This is a genomic window from Streptomyces hyaluromycini, assembly GCF_002217755.1.
Classification (GTDB): Bacteria; Actinomycetota; Actinomycetes; order Streptomycetales; family Streptomycetaceae; genus Streptomyces; species Streptomyces hyaluromycini.
Map to the genome: position 1 here is coordinate 577,969 of NZ_BCFL01000016.1, position 17,183 is coordinate 595,151.

The window sequence follows — 17,183 nt, forward strand, 5'->3', positions numbered from 1 at the left end:
CGCGATGATCACGTGATAATCAGACGTGTATGCGTGGTCCGCGCGGCGCATGTGCGCGATTCGGCGTAGTCATGTCACCCGTCGGTGTCGTCCGGCCCGCCGGGCGGCCTCGCGTCCGGTGCGGGGGCGGGGTCCGGCTTCGACCACGGCCACTTCTGCCTGCCGCCGCCCGTCCCGCCGCCCCTGCCCGTCGGGTCGTACTCGTACTTCCAGCCCTGGGACAGCCCCAGACGCTTGCTCTGACCGCGGGGCACGCGGCGGTAGACCAGGACCGTGGGCGGCCCGCCGGCCGGGTCCGGGACCGGGATGCGGTAGATCTTCGGGGGGTGGCCCGTCATGCCGAGCAGCACGGGGAGCACCCGCCCGTCCATGGGGCCGCCCTCGAAGGGAGTGTCCTGACTCTTCACGGCACCAGTTTCAGCCATCCGCCGCGAGGGCGTCGACGAGGGCGGCGGTCTGCGGGTCACGGCGCGCGGTCACGCTGAGTACGGCGACGAACTGGTCGACCAGCCAGTCCCGCAGCTCGTCGAGGGGCGGCTGCTTGTCCTCGTCGAGCCAGATGAGGGAGGCCGCCTCGACGGCGGTGATCCACATCCGGACGGTCATCCGCAGCCGGGGGCCCGGGTCGGCGATGGCCAGGTGGCTGAGAATGTGCTGTGCGGCGGCCCGCCGTACGCCGTCCACGATCGCCGTCGTCCGCGAGGTCTCCACCACGCTGCCGCCCTGGAGCAGGGCGCTGAAGCCGGCGTCGTGCTGGTCGACGAAGGCGAGGTAGCGGTCGAGGGCGCGGGCCAGCCGGGGCAGGAGGGCGCCCTCACGGGGCTCGTCGAAGCAGTGTTCGAGTTCCTCGGCGGCCGACCTGAGGGCGGCCTCGTAGAGCTGCTGCTTGCCGCCGGGGAAGTAGCGGTACACCAGAGGGCGGGAGACCCCGGCCGCCTCCGCCACGTCGTCGAGCGAGACGTCCTCGGGCGCACGGTGCGCGAAGAGGGAGAGGGCCGCGTCGAGCAGCTGGCTGCGCCGCTCCTCGACGGACAGCCTGCGGTAGGCGGGGGTGGCGGCCTGCGGGGTCATGCGATCAGCGTATGCGCTGGGCTGGGAGCGCCGCGACGGCCGCCGTGCCGGGAGGGGCCGTCGGTCGGGTGCGGCGCCATCGTGGTTGCTCGCGCAGTTCCCCGCGCCCCTGACGGGGCGCTACGGCAACGCGCCCCCGAAGGGGCGCGGGGAACTGCGCGACCAGCCACCACGCGCCCGCGGCCGAAAACCGGCCTGCTCAGGCGGCCCCGGCCACCGACGCCAGGTAGGCCTCCGTCTTGTCCGGCTCGTAGAAGAAGTTCTCGTAGTCGGAGGGGTCGTTGAAGCCGTTGGCGAAGCGGTCGGCGACCGGCTGGAGCTGGCCCGCGGCGCCGATCAGGTTGAGGATGTGCTCCGGCGGCGGCGCCAGCATGGCGTTCGTCCACTTGGTGACGTGCTGGGCCGTGTTCCAGTAGCGGTCGAACGTCTCCTGCATCCAGGTCTCGTCGAACTCCTTCTCGCCGTTCTCGAGGATCGAGGCGAGGTAGGAGGCGGCGCACTTGGCTGCGGAGTTGGAACCCTGGCCCGTGATCGGGTCGTTGGCCACGACGACGTCCGCGACGCCGAGGACCAGGCCCCCGCCGGGGAGGCGGCCGATCGGGTTGCGGACGGTGGGGGCGTAACGGCCGGCGAGGGTGCCGCCGGCGTCGGTCAGTTCGACCTTGGTGGCCCGCGCGTGCTCCCAGGGCGTGTACCGCTCCATGAGTTCCAGGGTCAGGGAGAGGTGCTCCGAGGGGTCCTTGACGCCGTTGAAGACGTCCAGCGGGCCGCCGGGTATGCCCTCCCAGAAGAGGATGTCGGCGGGGCCGGAGGTCGTCAGCGTCGGCATGACGAAGAGCTCGCCGACGCCCGGGACCAGGTTGCAGCGGACCGCGTAGTAGTCCGGGTGCTCGGGGCGGGGGCCGAGGCCGTGGACGTAGGAGACGGCCAGGGCCCGCTGCGGCTCCGTGTAGGGAGAGCGGGAGGCGTCGCGGCCGAACATCTGGACCAGCTCGCCCTTGCCGGCCGAGACCAGCACCAGGTCGTAGGTACGGGCGAAGTAGTCCAGGTCGCCGACCGCCGCGCCGTGGATGACCAGCTGGCCGCCGCGCTGCGCGAAGGTCTCCATCCAGCCGGCCATCTTCACCCGCTGGTCGACCGACTGCGCGTACCCGTCGAGCTTGCCCACCCAGTCGATCGCACGGGCCGCGGGGCCCTCGGCCCAGGAGCCGGGGGCGGCGACCGAGACACCGAGTCCTTCGATCTTCGGGGCCTGGGACTCCCAGAAGTTCAGCTGGAGATCGCGCTCGTGCTGCAGTGCCGTGTGGAACATGCACTGCGTCGACATGACCCGGCCGGAGCGGATCTCGTCCGCGGTCCGGTTCGACATCAGGGTGACCTCGTAGCCGTGCGACTGGAGGCCGAGGGCGAGCTGGAGACCGGCCTGGCCGGCCCCCACGACGAGTATCTTCCGCATGCGGTGGTGGCTCCTAAGGGTTCAGAAGATCTACCCGGGGTGCTACTCGGGGGTTTCGTCCAGCGCGTGGGCGACCAGGGACAGCAGTGTCTCGATGGCCGAGATCCGACGGCGGGCGTCCATGATCATTACAGGTATGTGCGGAGGAATCGTCAATGCCTCGCGCACGTCCTCGGGTTCGAAGCGCTCGCTGCCGTCGAAGTGGTTGACCGCGACGACGTACGGCAGTCCGCAGCTCTCGAAGTAGTCCAGCGCCGGGAAGCAGTCCTTCAGGCGCCGGGTGTCCGCGAGGACGACGGCGCCGATCGCGCCGCGCACCAGGTCGTCCCACATGAACCAGAAGCGCTGCTGGCCCGGCGTGCCGAACAGGTAGAGCACCAGGTCGTCGTCGAGCGTGATGCGGCCGAAGTCCATGGCCACGGTGGTGGTCGTCTTGCCGGGCGTGGCGGTGAGGTCGTCGGTCTCCTCGCTCGCCTCGGTCATCAGCGCCTCGGTCTGCAGGGGCGTGATCTCCGAGACGGCGGTGACCAGCGTGGTCTTGCCGACACCGAAGCCGCCGGCCACGACTATCTTCGTGGCGATGGGGGCCCGGCTGCGGTCCGTCTGCCAGGACCGTATGTGCTCCTCCCCGTCGAGGAGCGGGTTGACGCCGGTGGCGTCAGAGACGGCGTAGTCCACTCAGCACCCTTTCCAGCAGAGCGCGGTCCGGGCGGCCGGCGCCGTGACCGGTCCCGGTGCCGTACACACGGATCTTTCCCTGGTCCGCGAGGTCACTGAGCAGGACCCGGACCACGCCGAGCGGCATCTTCAGCAGCGCGGCGATCTCGGCCACCGTGCGCATGCGGCGGCACAGTTCGACGATGGCCCGCATCTCCGGCATCACCCGGGTGTTGAGGGAACCATTCGTCAGTTCCTTGCGCTCCTCCGGGGCCTCCAGGGCCGCCACGAACGTCTCCACGAGGAGGACGTGGCCGAAGCGGGTACGGCCGCCGGTGAGCGAGTAGGGGCGGACGCGGGCGGGTTTGCGGTCGCCGCCGCGTACCGGGAGGTTCTGCCTGCGGTCCTTCGGCGCGTTGCTCATCGGCCACTCCTCGGCGCGTCGGCCTCCAGGGACTGGCGTAGCTCGGTGCGGAGTTCGGGGGTGAGGACGTGGCCGGCCCGGCCGACGAACAGTGCCATGTGATATGCCACCACGCTCATGTCGCACTCCGCGCTGCCGTGCACACCCAGCAGCGAGCCGTCGCTGATCGACATCACGAAGAGGCTGCCCTCGTCCATCGCGACCATCGTGTGCTTGACCGGACCGAAGTCCATCAGCTTGGCGGTGCCGACGGTGAGGCTGCCGATGCCGGAGACGATGGTGGCGAGGTCGGCGGCGGAGCCGCGCGGGCCCTTCCGCTTCTCGTTCCTGGCCTCGCGGGCCGCTTCGTTCTGGCCGGGGTCCGAGGAGAGCAGGAGCAGTCCGTCCGAGGAGACCACGGCGACCGACTGGATACCGGGCACCTCCTCGATGAGGTTGCTCAGCAGCCAGTGCAGGTTACGAGCCTCACTGCTCAGTCCGAAGGTACTGGGCGCGGTCAACTGCTTGCCTCCTCGACAGTGCCCCCCGTGGCTTCTTCGGAAACGGCTGTTCCGGGTACGGCTCGTACGGTGCTCGGCACCTTGTTCTGCCCCGTCTGCTCGGCGATCTCCGCCTCGACGTCACGCCGGCCGGCGTCGGCGCCCCTGCGGAAGCCGCCGAGCCTGCGGCGGAGGGCATCCGCGTCGACGCCGGTGCTGCGCTGACGGGGCGGTGGGGCGGGAGCGGTGATCTTGGGGGTGCGCTTGGGGAGGCCCTTGCTGGTGACCGGGTCCTCGGCTTCGCCTTCGGCGGTTTCGTCCCCACCCGCACCACCCGTGCGGCTTTCGTGGTCGGGTGCCGGTGGCCCCAGTGGGGCGTGCTCGCCGTCGGCGGCCGCGGGCAGCGGGCGCGCGTGAGCACCGGCGTCGGCAGGGTGCGCCTGCTCCTTCGCCGTCCCCGCCTCCGGCTCCAGCGGGACCAGCAGTTCCATCGTCGTCTCGGCGAACGTCTCCGCCGGAACCTTCGGGCGAGCCGTCGGCTCGGTGGCCTCCGGCTTCGGCGGGGCAGACTGCTCGTGCACGGCGTCGTCGTCGGCCCTCCGTACCGGCAGCACCGCCTCTTCGCCGGCCCCCCGCACGGCCGAACCGTGCTCGTCCGCCTCCCGCACCGCCTTCTCCGCCAGCGTCACCAGGGGGTCGCCGGACGTGGAGCGGCCGTACAGGACGTTGGAGTTGACCTCCGCGTCCGCGCCGGGGAGGGAGAAGGCGTGGGCGCCGCCCGGGGCCGTGGTGGCCGAGGGGACCGCCGTCGGCGGGGCCTGGGCCAGCAGCGGCTGGGGCAGGACCACGACCGCCGCCACCCCGCCCTGCTTCTGCTCGCGCAGCTGGACGCGGGCGCCGTGCCGGTGGGCCAGCCGGGCCACCACGTAGAGGCCGAGGCCGAGACCGTCCTCGCCCTCCTGGTCGTAGGGCGACTCGGGGTCGAATGCGGCGAGTCGGCCGTTGAGGCGGACCATGCGGTCGGCGGTCATGCCGATGCCCTCGTCCTGGACGGAGAGCATGACCTCGCCGCTCTCCAGCAGCCAGCCGGAGACCTCGACGGGGACGTCGGGCGGGGAGGACGCGGTGGCGTTCTCCATCAGTTCGGCGAGGAGGTGGGAGAGGTCGTCGGCCGCGAAGCCGGCCACGTGCGCGTGCGGGGGAAGGGAGGCGATCCGGACCCGCTCGTAGCGCTCGATCTCGCTGACCGCCGCCCGGACGACGTCCACCAGCGGGATCGGGCCCGCGTGCTGCTGGACGTGCTCGGTGCCGGCGAGGACCAGGAGGTTCTCGCTGTGACGGCGCATGACCGTGGCGAAGTGGTCGAGTTTGAAGAGGGTCGACAGGCGGTCCGGGTCCTGTTCGCGCTCCTCCAGGGTCTCGATGACCGCCAGCTGACGTTCCACCAGGCCGAGCGTGCGCAGCGCGAGGTTGACGAAGGTGGAACCGATGCTGGTGCGCAGCCGCTCCAGCTGGTCCGCGGCGTCGGTGACCTCGGCGCGCAGCTCTTCGCGGGCGTCGGCCATCTTCTGGCGCTGGCCGACCAGGTGCTTGCGGTCGGTCTCCAGGGTGGCGATGCGGTCGTAGAGCTCGGCGGCGTGCGCGTGCAGGGCGTTGACGGAGCGGACGACCTGGGCGAACTCGTCGTTGCGGCCGGTGAAGGCGACCGGTTCCGCGGTGCGCGGGTCCTCGGCCTCGGCGAGGCGGGCCGAGCCCCGGCGGAGCACGGAGAGGGGGCGGGTGAGGGTGCGGGCCATGGCCGTGGCGATGCCGACCGCGACCAGCATCAGGGCGCCGAGCACCGCGACCCGGATCTCCAGCGCGGTGACGTCGTCGTCGCGGAGCACCGCGAGGTCCTTGGTGCGGTGGTCGTAGAGGGCCGACTCCACGCCCCGCATCAGCTCGACCCGGGCGGACAGCGCCGCGTCCAGCTTCTTGGTGCCGGTGCCGAGGTCGTCGTCGGAGAGGGTCGGCTGGTCGGTGAGGGCGGCCAGGTACTTGTCGGCGTTGTTGACGTCGTTGCCGGTGACCGTGGAGTCGTACGAGTCGACCGCCGCCTTGGGCGCGGTGTCGCGGAAGTCGGCGAGGGCCGCGTCGGCGCGCAGCCTGGCCTGCTGGGCGGCGGCGGTGAGCGCGTCGCGCTGCTTCTTGTCGGCCGCGGAGGTGGTGGTGCTGGTGGTGGGCAGACCGGTGATCGGGTCGATCGTGGTCTGGGTGGTGCTCGGGATGTTCAGGGCGGCGAGCAGGAGGCCCCGGGCCGCCGCGGACTGCTGGACGGCGGAGTCCAGTTCGGCGAGCGCGTAGGCGCCGGAGCCGGCCCTGGGGGGCATCTGCTCGGCCAGTTCCTCGGCGAGCCGGTGCAGTTCGGTGATGGTCCCCGAGTACGCCTCGTGGGTTTCGAGGGCCGTGCTCTTGCCGGTGAGCGCCGCGCGGCGGACGGCGGCGATGCCGTCCAGGTCGGTACGGAGCCAGCCGGGGGCGTCGGTGTCCGCGCGCAGGTCCTCGACCTGGCGGTCGACACGGGCGCTGCGGTCCTCCGAGGGCGCCTTGGACTTGGGGCGGCCCGCCGCGATGTAGGAGGTGACGTCGTCGCGCTCGTCGGCCAGCGAGTTGGCGAGGGCCAGCGCGTCCTGGGTCCGGCCGGCCAGGGTCACCAGGTCCTGTGAGTCGCTCAGCTGCCCGGAGGCGGTGAGCAGGGCGGGCGCTCCGGCCCCCGCGATCGCGGCGGCGACCACGGCCACGGCCAGGATCAGCCGGGTGCGGACGTGCTTGGGGCGGCCGGTGCCGACGGGGGCCGCGGCGCCCGTTTCGGAGGCCGTCGTCTTGCCTGTGCGCCGAGGCCGCGTCTTCTGCACCGGTGCTCGCATTCCTGAACTCGTGTACCCAAGGGGCTGGGTGGCACCCCGTCATAATCCCCGGCATTTCGGTGCCCAGTGGTGCGTGCACCCGATTCGTACGGTCCCCGACCCTCCCAGCGCCGGTGGGCAGTGGACTCACATCGACCCACCCGCCACCCGAAGGAGTGAACATCGGAGGGGAGTTGGCGGGCAAGTTCCGGCGGACCGTGCGGGGTCCTTTTCCGGCTGGCCGGTTGGACGCGGACGGCAGGCTTTGGCAGGATTCGCCACCGCAGCTTCCCGGAGTGCGCCATTCCACCCCAAAACAGGCGGCTGACCTGCGGAACCGCGTCAATTCCAAGGCCGTTGCCAGCCTTTGGTGAAGCCTGTGCAGGGGTCGTGCAGACTGGCCGAATGCGTACTGAAGTCGTTTCGGAACCCGGCACCCCCGAGCGCCCCAACGAGGACTTCGCCGGTGTCGGGCTTCCCGCCTCGGGGCAGGGGGGTTGTGTGATCGTCCTGGACGGGGTCACCCCGCCGCGGGACGGCACCGGGTGTCTGCATTCCGTCCCCTGGTTCACCGCACGGCTGGGCGGCGCGCTGACCGAACTGACCGTTTCGCGAGGAGATCTGACGCTGCGAGAGATCCTCGAACGGGCGATCGACCGCACAGCCGCCGCACATGGTGACACCTGTGACCTTTCTCACCCGCGTACGCCCCAGGCGACGGTCGTGCTGAGCCGCTGGTCCGAGGAGACCGTGGAGTTCCTGGTCCTGTCCGACTCCGCGCTGCTCCTGAGATCCCCCGACGGCACGGTCACCCCGGTCCTGGACGACCGGCTCGACCGCGTACCCCGCGCCTCGCTGGCGTCGGACACGATCGCCGACGCCACGGTCCGCAACAGGGAGGGCGGCTTCTTCACGGCCGCCGCCGACCCCTCGGTGGCCGACCGCGCCGTCACCGGGACCGTGCCCCGCGCCGAGGTCCGCGCGCTGGCCGCCCTCACGGACGGGGCGACCCGCTGGACGGAGAAGTTCCGCGAGGGCGACTGGACGGCCCTTCTCGGCGTCGTCCGCAAGGAGGGGGCGCGGGCACTGGTCGACCGGGTGCGGGAGCTGGAGGCGGCCGACCGGGAGGAGCGGGTGTTCCTGCGGCGGAGCAAGACGCACGACGACGCGACGGTGGTGTACGTCGAGCTGTGAGGCACCCGGTGACGGCGTGACGGCTACTTCTCCATGACGCCGTTCAACTGGTGGAGCAGCCGGGCCAGTTCCGCGACCTCCAGGCGGGGCCAGTGGGCGAGCTGGCGGACGTAACGGCCGCGGCGGGCCTCGCGGACCGTGCCGACCCGGCGCCGGCCCTCGTCGGTGAGGGCGACCAGCCAGGCCCGCCCGTCGGCCGGGTCGGGCTCCCGGGCGATCAGGCCCAGCTCCTCCAGGGCGCGCAGCTGGCGGGACATGGTGGCCTTGCCGACGCCGATGTAGGCGGCCAGTTCGGTGGCGCGCTGGCCGCCGCACTCGTCGAGCCGCACGAGCAGTCCGTACGCGGCGGACTCCAGGTCGGGGTGGACCTCCCGGGCCATCTCGCCCTGGCTGGCCCGGGCGCGGCGCAGCAGCACCGTCAACTCGCGTTCCAGGGCCAGGAACTCCTGGTCCGCACCGCTCGGCGTCAACCCGGCGGCGGCGCGCTGTTCGTCGCCCTGTTCGTCCTCGTGCACGTCAGCACCCCTGATCGGTTTCGCAGTCCTGAAAGTTTCCGTCAAGCCCCGTCATCGCCGCAGCTCGCCAAGTATTCCGCAGGCTCAGACCAACGGCGGCCTCCGGACCCCCTTCCCGGCGCTCCGCCCCGTGCGGAGCGTCCACACCGAGGCCATTGATGGCATGCCCACGCCAACAGGTGGGGTCACGCCGTGTGACACCGCGTCGTGTCGCGCCGCGTAGACGGACCGCCTCTGGCATACCTGGGACCCCACCTCACCCCACGGAGGCACGTCATGCCCGTGCACAGACCCGCCCCCACACTCCTCACCGCCCTGCTCGCGCTGCTGCTGGCGGCGCTCTCCCCGACCTCCGCCCGCGCCGACGCCCACGGTGACGACTCCGGCCCGGCCGTCCCGGTCCGCGGCTCGGCGTACATGGGCATGGGCGTCCTGGCCCACGACGGCCAGAGCGGCACGCCCAAGACCGGCCTCGCCACCCAGACCGAGGGTGTCGACGTCGCCAGCTACCAGGGCGACGTCGCCTGGTCGACCCTGCTGAGCAGCGGGGTCAGATGGGCGTACACCAAGGCCACGGAAGGCACGTACTACACGAACCCCTACTTCGCCCAGCAGTACAACGGCTCCTACGACGTCGGCATGATCCGCGGCGCCTACCACTTCGCGACCCCGGACACCACGGGCGGCGCCACCCAGGCCGACTACTTCGTCGACCACGGCGGCGGCTGGTCCAAGGACGGCCGGACCCTCCCCGGCGTCCTGGACATCGAGTGGAACCCGTACGGCGCAGCGTGCTACGGCAAATCCGCGAGCGGGATGGTCACCTGGATCACCGACTTCCTGAACCGGTACAAGGCCCGGACGGGCCGGCCCGCGGTCGTCTACACGGCGACCAGCTGGTGGAAGGACTGCACCGGCAACTACAGCGGTTTCGGCGCCGCCAACCCGCTGTGGGTCGCCCGGTACGCCTCGGACGTGGGCACGCTGCCGGCCGGCTGGTCGGAGTACACGATGTGGCAGTACACGTCGACCGGACCGACGGTCGGGGACCACGACAAGTTCAACGGGGCCGTCGACAAGGTGGACGCATTCGCCAACGGCTGAGCAGACCGGGTGAAGTCCGCCGCTGTTCTGCAGCGCCCCGAAGGGGCGCGGGGCTGTAGCAATGTGCGGCTCCGCCGCGTGGGCGCGACCAGCCACGACGGCGCCGCGGACGAATGACGGCGCACAGGGCGAAGGCCCGGGCCCCCTCGCGGGGACCCGGGCCTTCTGCATCCGGCAGCGTCCGTCACGCCGCTACCGGAACCTCCGGCGCCGCGCCGTTCGTGGCGGGCGCGAGCGCCAGCTCCAGGACCTGCCGGACGTCGGTCACGGCGTGGACGTCGAGCTTGTCCAGCACCTCGGCCGGGACGTCGTCCAGGTCGGCCTCGTTGCGCTTCGGGATGATGACGGTCGTCACCCCGGCGCGCTGGGCGGCGAGCAGCTTCTGCTTCACGCCGCCGATGGGCAGCACCCGGCCGGTCAGCGAGACCTCACCGGTCATCGCCACGTCCGTGCGGACCAGCCGCCCGGAGAGCAGCGACGCGAGGGCCGTTGTCATGGTGACGCCGGCGCTCGGGCCGTCCTTCGGGACCGCGCCCGCCGGGAAGTGGATGTGCACGCCCCGGTCCTTCAGGTCGCCGACCGGAAGCTCCAGTTCGGCGCCGTGCGAGCGGAGGAAGGACAGGGCGATCTGCGCCGACTCCTTCATCACGTCGCCCAGCTGACCGGTGAGGGTCAGACCCGCCGCGCCCGTCTCCGGGTCGGCGAGGGACGCCTCGACGAAGAGGACGTCGCCGCCGGCGCCGGTGACCGCGAGGCCGGTGGCGACACCCGGGACCGCCGTGCGGCGCTCGGCCGGGTCCTGCGCGGACTCCGGCACGTGGTGCGGGCGGCCGATCAGGGCGCGCAGGTCCTCGTCCCTGATGGTGAACGGCAGCTCCCGGTCGCCCAGTTCGTGCTGCGCGGCCACCTTGCGGAGCAGCCGGGCGATCGAGCGCTCCAGGGTGCGGACGCCCGCCTCGCGGGTGTACTCGCCGGCGAGCTTGCGCAGCGCGCTCTCGTCGAGGATCACCTCGTCCTTGCCGAGACCGGCCCGGTCCAGCTGGCGCGGGAGCAGGTGGTCACGGGCGATGACGACCTTCTCGTCCTCGGTGTAGCCGTCCAGGCGGACCAGCTCCATGCGGTCGAGCAGGGCCTCCGGGATCGCCTCCAGGACGTTGGCGGTGGCGAGGAAGACGACGTCGGACAGGTCGAGTTCGACTTCCAGGTAGTGGTCGCGGAAGGTGTGGTTCTGCGCCGGGTCCAGGACTTCGAGCAGGGCCGCGGCCGGGTCGCCGCGGAAGTCGGAGCCCACCTTGTCGATCTCGTCGAGCAGGACGACCGGGTTCATCGAACCGGCCTCCTTGATGGCCCGCACGATCCGGCCGGGCAGCGCGCCGACGTACGTACGGCGGTGACCGCGGATCTCGGCCTCGTCCCGGACGCCGCCGAGGGCGACCCGGACGAACTTGCGGCCCATGGCGTGCGCGACCGACTCGCCGAGCGAGGTCTTGCCGACGCCGGGCGGACCGACGAGGGCGAGGACGGCACCGCCACGGCGGCCGCCGATGACCCCGAGCCCCCGGTCGTTACGGCGCTTGCGCACCGCCAGGTACTCGGTGATCCGCTCCTTCACGTCCTCCAGACCGGCGTGCTCGGCGTCCAGGATCGCCTTGGCGCCCTGGATGTCGTACGCGCCAGTGTCATCGGTTCGCTCGTTCCACGGCAGTTCGAGCACCGTGTCCAGCCAGGTGCGGATCCACGAGCCCTCGGGCGACTGGTCGCTGGACCGCTCCAGCTTGTCGACCTCCTTGAGGGCGGCCTCGCGGACCTTCTCGGGCAGGTCGGCGGCCTCCACGCGGGCGCGGTAGTCGTCGGACTCCTCGCCGTCCTTCGCGGCGTCGCCGTTCAGCTCGCGCAGCTCCTTGCGGACCGCCTCCAGCTGGCGGCGGAGCAGGAACTCGCGCTGCTGCTTGTCGACGCCCTCCTGGACGTCCTTGGCGATGGTCTCGGCCACGTCCTGCTCGGCGAGGTGGTCGCGGAGCTGCTGGGTGGCGAGCTTGAGCCGGGCGACCGGGTCGGTGGTCTCCAGGAGCTCGGTCTTCTGTTCGGTCGTCAGGAAGGGCGAGTACCCGGAGTTGTCGGCGAGCTGGGACACCTCGTCGATGGCCTGGACGCGGTCCACGACCTGCCAGGCGCCGCGCTTGCGCAGCCAGGCGGTGGCGAGGGCCTTGTACTCCTTGACCAGTTCGGTGACATGACCGGGCACCGGGTCCGGGACGTTCTCGTCGATGCGGGTGCCCTCCACCCACAGGGCGGCACCCGGGCCGGTGGTACCGGCGCCGATGCGCACCCGGTACCGGCCGCGGATCAGCGCGCCCGGGTCGCCGTCCGCGAGGCGGCCGACCTGTTCCACGGTGCCGAGCACACCGGTGCCCGGGTAGGTCCCGTCGACACGCGGCACCAGCAGCACCTTGGGCTTGCCGGGTTCGGTGCGGGCGGCGGCCTGCGCAGCCTCCACGGCGGCGCGTACATCAGGGTCCTTCAGGTCCAGCGGGACCACCATCCCGGGCAGCACGACCTCGCCGTCGAGAGGCAGCACAGGGAGGGTGAGTGATGCGGACGTCGAAGCCATGATCTCCCCTTCGGCAGTCAACTTGAGTTATGCCGACTCAATGCATGTGAGCCACCGAATGTTCCCAGGGATGCGTTCGCTGTGAGCGATCGGCTGCTGACCTGGTCGTACGGGGTGTACGACGGGGAAAGCAGCCGAGGTCCACGCCTGCAAAAACAGTTGATCGGCACGGGCCCATTCCCCGTACGGTCGGCCGATGACCGACACCGACAACACCGCGGCCCTGCTGGCCGCCTACGACGCGCAGATGCGCGCCGTCCAGCCCGTCCCCGCGCCCGGGATCACCTACGAACACGACGGCCCCGCCCTCCGGGTCGTCGGCCAGCACCGCGGCTTCGTGACCGGGCCGCGCGACTGGGGCGGCGTGCGCGGCCCCGAGCTGGACGCGCTGATCGCCCGGCAGCGGGACTTCTTCGCGGCGCGCGGCGAGGCGGTGGAGTGGAAGACGCGCGGGCACGACGAGCCGGCGGATCTGCCCGACCGGCTGCGCGCGGCGGGCTTCGTGCCCGAGCCACGGGAGACGGTCGTGATCGCCCTGGTCGAGGACCTGGCCGTACCGACCCCCGGCCTCCCCCCGGAGGTGACCCTGCGCCGGGTCACCGCCGACGCGGACCTGGACCGGATCGCCGCGCTGGAGACCGCGGTGTGGGGCGAGGACATGACGTGGATCGCCGGGTACCTGAGGGGCCGGCTCGCGGTGGACCCGGACGGCACCGAGATCTACGTCGCCGAGGCGGCCGGGGAGGTCGTCTCGGCGGCCTGGGTGGCCTTCCGGCCCGGCACCGACTTCGCCATGCTGCTGGGCGGCTCCACGCTGGCCGAGTGGCGCGGCAGGGGCATCTACCGCGCGCTGGTGGCCCTCCGGGCGACCCGCGCGGCAACCCGGAACGCCCCCTACCTCCTCGTGGAGGCCTCGGACGACAGCGCCCCGATCCTGAAACGCCTGGGCTTCACAGCGGTGACGACAACAACGCCGTACGTCTGGGCCCCGGCCCACTGAAACGCGCCCCAAAGGGGCGCGGGGCTGTATTCGATATGCGGCTACCGCCGCGAGGGCGCGACCAGCCACGACGATGCCACCCCGGCCCGCAGCGCGCCCCAAAGGGGCGCGGGGAACTGCGCGACCAGCCACGACGATGCCGCACCCGGCAACCGCCCGGCACCCACTACGGCGAGTGGCCCCGGCAGGCCCGGCACCGCCAAACAACGCCGTCGGCGCTGAGCACCGTTGCGGCGGGAAGAGAAGAAGGGCCGGTATCCGCCCTCCAATGCGACTGCCATGACTCCGCAAGGGCATCGCCACACCCCCGCAACGCAACTCACAGGAAAAGAGCCGAAACTGCCAGCAGATTCACAGTGAACGGCGGCGGCACACAACGGGGCTCGGGGGAAAACATGGGTGAGAAGCAGCCGACGCCCAAGCGGCCGGCACGGCGCACCGTGCTCACCGGCGCCGCCGTCGTCGCGGCCGGCGCCGCCGTCCCGTTGACCCTGCGGGCCGTGGACGACGACGGGGCCGGCTCCCCCGCCCCCGCCCGCACCGCCCCCGCCGCCCCCGCCGCGAGCCGCCCCCCGGCGTCGTCGGCGTCCTCGGCCTCGCCCCTCCCCCGCACCGACCCGCGCCCCAACATCCTCCTGGTCCTCACCGACGACCAGCCGAAGGAGACGGACTGGGCGATCCGCCGTACCGCCGACTGGCTGGGCGGGCAGGGGGTGACCTTCGCTCGGGCGCATGCCAACACCCCGCTCTGCGCGCCCTCCCGAGCCTCGATCATGTCGGGGCGGTACGCGCACCACCACGGCGTCCTCGACACCCGCCACCCGTACCACCTCGACCAGCACACCACCGTGCAGCGCCAGTTGCACGAGGCCGGCTACCGCACCGGGCTGTTCGGCAAGTACCTCAACTACTGGCACACCGGCGACAACCCGCCGCACTTCGACGAGTGGCTCCTCCAGGAACCGGTGGCGTACTACAACGGCCACTACAACGACAACGGCACGGTCCGGAACATCCCCGGCTACGACACCCACGTCATCAGGGACCGCACCCTCGCCTTCATCGACGAATCGCGCACCGACACCCGGCCCTGGTTCGCGTACGTCGCCACCCGCAGCGCGCACGAACTCAACATCCCGGAGCGGAAGTACGCGCACGCGCGCGTGCCGGAGTGGCCGGGCCGGCCCTCCGTCTACGAGGGCGACAAGAGCGACAAGCCGCCGTTCCTGCGCACGGCGAAGCACACGTACGACCAGGGAAAGGCGCTGCGCGGGCGCCAGTTGCGCACCCTGCTGTCGGTGGACGACGCGATGCGGGACTTCCAGGACAAGCTGCGTGCGCTGGGGCAGCTGGAGAACACGCTCGTGCTGTTCACCAGCGACCACGGGCTGTGCTGGGCGGACCACGGCTGGCTGCGCAAGTCGGTGCCGTACCGGCCGAGTCTGGAGGTGCCGTTCTGGCTGTCCTGGCCGGCGCACGGCCTGGGCCGGGGCACCGTCGACGACCGGCTCACCGGCCATGTCGACATCGCCCCGACCTTCCTGGACGCGGCCGGCATCACCCCGGACACCCCGCACGACGGCCACTCGCTCCTCGACCCCCGCAACGACCGCGACCTGCTCCTCGCCGAGTGGTGGTGGAACCGGCAGGACCAGGAGCCGATCCACACCTGGGCCACTCACGTCGGCAGGTCCACGCAGTACACGGAGTACTACCGCACCCGCCTCGATGGGCAGGGCCGGCCCACGCAGGGCGACGGCGCGGTCCTCTTCCGCGAGTTCTACGACCTGGCCGCCGACCCGTACCAGCTCACCAACCGCCTGCACGGCGCCACGGCCGAACAGGAAGCGGCCCTCGGCGTCCCGGAGTCGGCGAAGAGCCTGGCGGCGGCGCGGCGCGCGTGAGTGTCCGGGCGGCGGCGCGGCGCGCGTGAGTGGTCAGGCGGCGGCGCGGCGCGCCTGAGTGGTCAGGCGGCGACGGCGAGGGCCGGGTCCTGGGCCGGGTCCTGGGCCCGCTCCCGCCGCCAGCGTCGTACCACCGGCCAGAGCCCGGTCCCGATGGCCAGCGCGATCAGGTGCCCCCAGTCGGTCATCGGGTCCTGGAAGGCGATGAGGTCGGTGACGAGGCTGTAGCCGACCAGCGCGAGCAACGGCCAGCGCAGCCAGGGGGCCAGGAGACCGGAGAGCGCACCGATGCTGGCGGCCACGCCGAAGCTGATGCCGTAGTCGAGACGGTGCAGGGAGGTGTCGGGGAGGCGGCCGACCAGGACCGCGAGACCGACCGGGATCTCGGTCGCGAGGGTCGCCAGGACATGGCCCGTCAGGAAGACGAGGATCGCGCGGGCACCGCCTATCCGCCGCTCCAGCGCGGTCAGGACGAGCACGAAGGCCAGCGCGAACGGCGACAGCAGCCCGCCCGCGATCCACAGCGCGCTGGCCAGCAGGACGAAGACCGGGGTACGCAGCAGATGGGCGACATCGGTGCTGGAGTCCTGGTAGAGCGTGTCCAGCAGGCCGGGACTCGCGTAGCTCGCGAAGAGCGAGGTGAGGGCCAGGATCGCCGTGTAGGCGAAGGTGACCGGGGTGCCGGTGGGGGTGGGGAGCAGCCGCCAGGGCAGCAGCCGCCGGGCCATCGGGCGCCAGAGGTACGGACGGAGGGCGGGGCGGGCCGTCTCCGGCGCGGGGGCCGCGACCGGGCCGCGCTGGCGCGGTACGCCGTCGAGCAGGGCGGCGACGTCCCCGGCGGGAAGGGGCTCGGGCGTGGGCGTCGCTGCGGCCCTCACGGTCCGTTCCACGGTGAGGCGCTCCTTCCGTTTCACCCCACCCTTCGCCGTCCCACGAGCCGCTGTCTGTGACCGGGGCCACCCGGGGGACGATTCACAGGATTTTCTGAAGAACCAAGAGGGGTCACGAGGAACCATACGAGCCGTATCCGGTCACCCCTGGGCGCGAAGCGCCGGACGGCCCCTCGAACGGGTGACACCCGTGCGGCTGCCCGCCACCCGTAATTCGCGTGGCCGCAAAGCCCTGTTGGGGCAGGATGGCCGCCATGACCAGCTCAGCCTCCGCGAGCTCCGCGGCCTCCGCGTACGCCGGTTCCCCTGGTTCCCCTGTGGTCCTGGACCGGCGCGACGGGCCGTACGGCGAGGTGGTGCTGCGCAGACACGGCGAACTCCTGCAGATCATCGCCAACGGCTGCTTCCTGATGGACACCTCCGACGGGCGCTCGGAACGGTTGCTCGTGGACGCCGCCCGCCAGGCGCTGGACGGGCGGAGCGAGCCGGCGGTGCTGATCGGCGGGCTGGGCGTCGGGTTCTCGCTCGCCCATGCCGCACAGGACCCCCACTGGGGGCGGATCACGGTCGTGGAGCGGGAGGCGGCGGTCGTCGACTGGCACCGGGACGGCCCGCTCTCGGCGCTCTCCGCCCGCGCGTTCGCCGATCCGCGCACTACGATCGTCCAGAGAGATCTCGTCACTTACGTCAATGAGACATCGGACACGTTCGACGCACTGTGCCTGGACATCGACAACGGCCCCGGCTGGACCGTCGACAAGGGCAACGAGGGGCTCTACTCACCGGCCGGACTCGCGGGCTGCGCAAGGGTGTTGAGGCCGGGCGGGGTACTGGCCGTATGGTCGGCGCAGCCCTCCGCGGAATTCGAAGAATCCTTGCGGAATGCCGGGTTCAAGCAGGTGCGTACCGAAGAGATCCCGGTTGCCCGGGGCGTTCCGGACGTCGTTCACCTTGCCGTCCGCCCTGGATAGCGAGTGCGCCTCCTGTCACCGT

15 protein-coding genes are annotated in these 17,183 nt (G+C 71.9%); 5 read left to right on the forward strand and 10 right to left on the reverse strand.

The window, feature by feature from the left end:
- Positions 1-74: 74 nt before the first annotated feature.
- From SSP29_RS02620 to SSP29_RS02650, 7 genes are all read right to left on the reverse strand, one after another.
- The gene (locus tag SSP29_RS02620; protein WP_089098796.1) at positions 75-407 is read right to left on the reverse strand and encodes a DUF8847 domain-containing protein; all 333 of its coding nucleotides are present in this window, start codon (positions 405-407) and stop codon (positions 75-77) included.
- 10 nt (positions 408-417) lie between these two features.
- Complete coding sequence (locus SSP29_RS02625) at positions 418-1,071, reverse strand: TetR/AcrR family transcriptional regulator (protein WP_089098797.1); 654 nt, start codon at positions 1,069-1,071, stop codon at positions 418-420.
- A gap of 199 nt (positions 1,072-1,270) precedes the next feature.
- Complete coding sequence (locus SSP29_RS02630) at positions 1,271-2,527, reverse strand: styrene monooxygenase/indole monooxygenase family protein (protein ID WP_089098798.1); 1,257 nt, start codon at positions 2,525-2,527, stop codon at positions 1,271-1,273.
- A 42-nt stretch (positions 2,528-2,569) separates the two neighbouring features.
- Positions 2,570-3,205, reverse strand: a complete 636-nt coding sequence (locus SSP29_RS02635; RefSeq protein ID WP_089098799.1) for a GTP-binding protein — start codon at positions 3,203-3,205, stop codon at positions 2,570-2,572.
- Entirely contained in the window at positions 3,186-3,608 is a 423-nt protein-coding gene (locus SSP29_RS02640) for a DUF742 domain-containing protein (protein ID WP_089098800.1), read from the reverse strand. The genes SSP29_RS02635 and SSP29_RS02640 overlap by 20 nt, the downstream gene beginning before the upstream one ends.
- Positions 3,605-4,108, reverse strand: a complete 504-nt coding sequence (locus SSP29_RS02645) for a roadblock/LC7 domain-containing protein (protein ID WP_089098801.1) — start codon at positions 4,106-4,108, stop codon at positions 3,605-3,607. Before SSP29_RS02645 ends, SSP29_RS02640 begins: the two co-directional genes overlap by 4 nt.
- Entirely contained in the window at positions 4,105-6,993 is a 2,889-nt protein-coding gene (locus SSP29_RS02650; RefSeq protein ID WP_089098802.1) for a sensor histidine kinase, read from the reverse strand. Before SSP29_RS02650 ends, SSP29_RS02645 begins: the two co-directional genes overlap by 4 nt.
- Before the next feature lie 384 nt (positions 6,994-7,377).
- Between SSP29_RS02650 and SSP29_RS02655 the strand changes: the two genes are divergently transcribed.
- Positions 7,378-8,166 (forward strand): protein phosphatase 2C domain-containing protein, encoded by a 789-nt coding sequence (locus SSP29_RS02655; protein ID WP_089098803.1) that lies wholly within the window; start codon positions 7,378-7,380, stop codon positions 8,164-8,166.
- 23 nt (positions 8,167-8,189) lie between these two features.
- On the opposite strand, the gene SSP29_RS02660 is transcribed toward SSP29_RS02655, so the two are convergent.
- The gene (locus SSP29_RS02660; RefSeq protein ID WP_089098804.1) at positions 8,190-8,681 is read right to left on the reverse strand and encodes a MarR family winged helix-turn-helix transcriptional regulator; all 492 of its coding nucleotides are present in this window, start codon (positions 8,679-8,681) and stop codon (positions 8,190-8,192) included.
- A gap of 276 nt (positions 8,682-8,957) precedes the next feature.
- Here SSP29_RS02660 and SSP29_RS02665 point away from each other — a divergent pair, with 276 nt between their 5' ends.
- Entirely contained in the window at positions 8,958-9,785 is an 828-nt protein-coding gene (locus SSP29_RS02665) for a lysozyme (RefSeq protein ID WP_089098805.1), read from the forward strand.
- Positions 9,786-9,969: 184 nt separating this feature from the next.
- Here the strand turns inward: SSP29_RS02665 and lon are convergent, their stop codons facing one another.
- Positions 9,970-12,396: an endopeptidase La gene (lon, locus tag SSP29_RS02670; RefSeq protein WP_089098806.1), complete on the reverse strand. Its 2,427-nt coding sequence runs from the start codon at positions 12,394-12,396 to the stop codon at positions 9,970-9,972.
- Between the two features lie 196 nt (positions 12,397-12,592).
- On the opposite strand from lon, the gene SSP29_RS02675 reads away from it, so the two are divergent.
- On the forward strand, positions 12,593-13,396 hold the full coding sequence (locus SSP29_RS02675; RefSeq protein WP_089098807.1) for a GNAT family N-acetyltransferase: 804 nt from the start codon (positions 12,593-12,595) through the stop codon (positions 13,394-13,396).
- Positions 13,397-13,791: 395 nt separating this feature from the next.
- A complete protein-coding gene (locus tag SSP29_RS02680) occupies positions 13,792-15,300 on the forward strand; it encodes a sulfatase family protein (RefSeq protein WP_089098808.1) in 1,509 nt (502 codons plus the stop codon).
- 62 nt (positions 15,301-15,362) lie between these two features.
- Here the strand turns inward: SSP29_RS02680 and SSP29_RS02685 are convergent, their stop codons facing one another.
- Positions 15,363-16,190 (reverse strand): rhomboid-like protein, encoded by an 828-nt coding sequence (locus SSP29_RS02685; protein ID WP_150133430.1) that lies wholly within the window; start codon positions 16,188-16,190, stop codon positions 15,363-15,365.
- Positions 16,191-16,444: 254 nt separating this feature from the next.
- Between SSP29_RS02685 and SSP29_RS02690 the strand changes: the two genes are divergently transcribed.
- Positions 16,445-17,161, forward strand: a complete 717-nt coding sequence (locus SSP29_RS02690; RefSeq protein WP_089098809.1) for a spermine/spermidine synthase domain-containing protein — start codon at positions 16,445-16,447, stop codon at positions 17,159-17,161.
- Positions 17,162-17,183: the final 22 nt, after the last annotated feature.

Coding starts and splice junctions, on each gene's coding strand:
- SSP29_RS02625 (WP_089098797.1), bottom strand. CDS start 1,071: ATGACCCCGCAGGCCGCCACCCCCGCCTACCGCAGGCTGTCCGTCGAG.
- SSP29_RS02630 (WP_089098798.1), bottom strand. CDS start 2,527: ATGCGGAAGATACTCGTCGTGGGGGCCGGCCAGGCCGGTCTCCAGCTC.
- SSP29_RS02640 (WP_089098800.1), bottom strand. CDS start 3,608: ATGAGCAACGCGCCGAAGGACCGCAGGCAGAACCTCCCGGTACGCGGC.
- SSP29_RS02650 (WP_089098802.1), bottom strand. CDS start 6,993: ATGCGAGCACCGGTGCAGAAGACGCGGCCTCGGCGCACAGGCAAGACG.
- SSP29_RS02655 (WP_089098803.1), top strand. CDS start 7,378: ATGCGTACTGAAGTCGTTTCGGAACCCGGCACCCCCGAGCGCCCCAAC.
- SSP29_RS02665 (WP_089098805.1), top strand. CDS start 8,958: ATGCCCGTGCACAGACCCGCCCCCACACTCCTCACCGCCCTGCTCGCG.
- lon (WP_089098806.1), bottom strand. CDS start 12,396: ATGGCTTCGACGTCCGCATCACTCACCCTCCCTGTGCTGCCTCTCGAC.
- SSP29_RS02675 (WP_089098807.1), top strand. CDS start 12,593: ATGACCGACACCGACAACACCGCGGCCCTGCTGGCCGCCTACGACGCG.
- SSP29_RS02680 (WP_089098808.1), top strand. CDS start 13,792: ATGGGTGAGAAGCAGCCGACGCCCAAGCGGCCGGCACGGCGCACCGTG.
- SSP29_RS02690 (WP_089098809.1), top strand. CDS start 16,445: ATGACCAGCTCAGCCTCCGCGAGCTCCGCGGCCTCCGCGTACGCCGGT.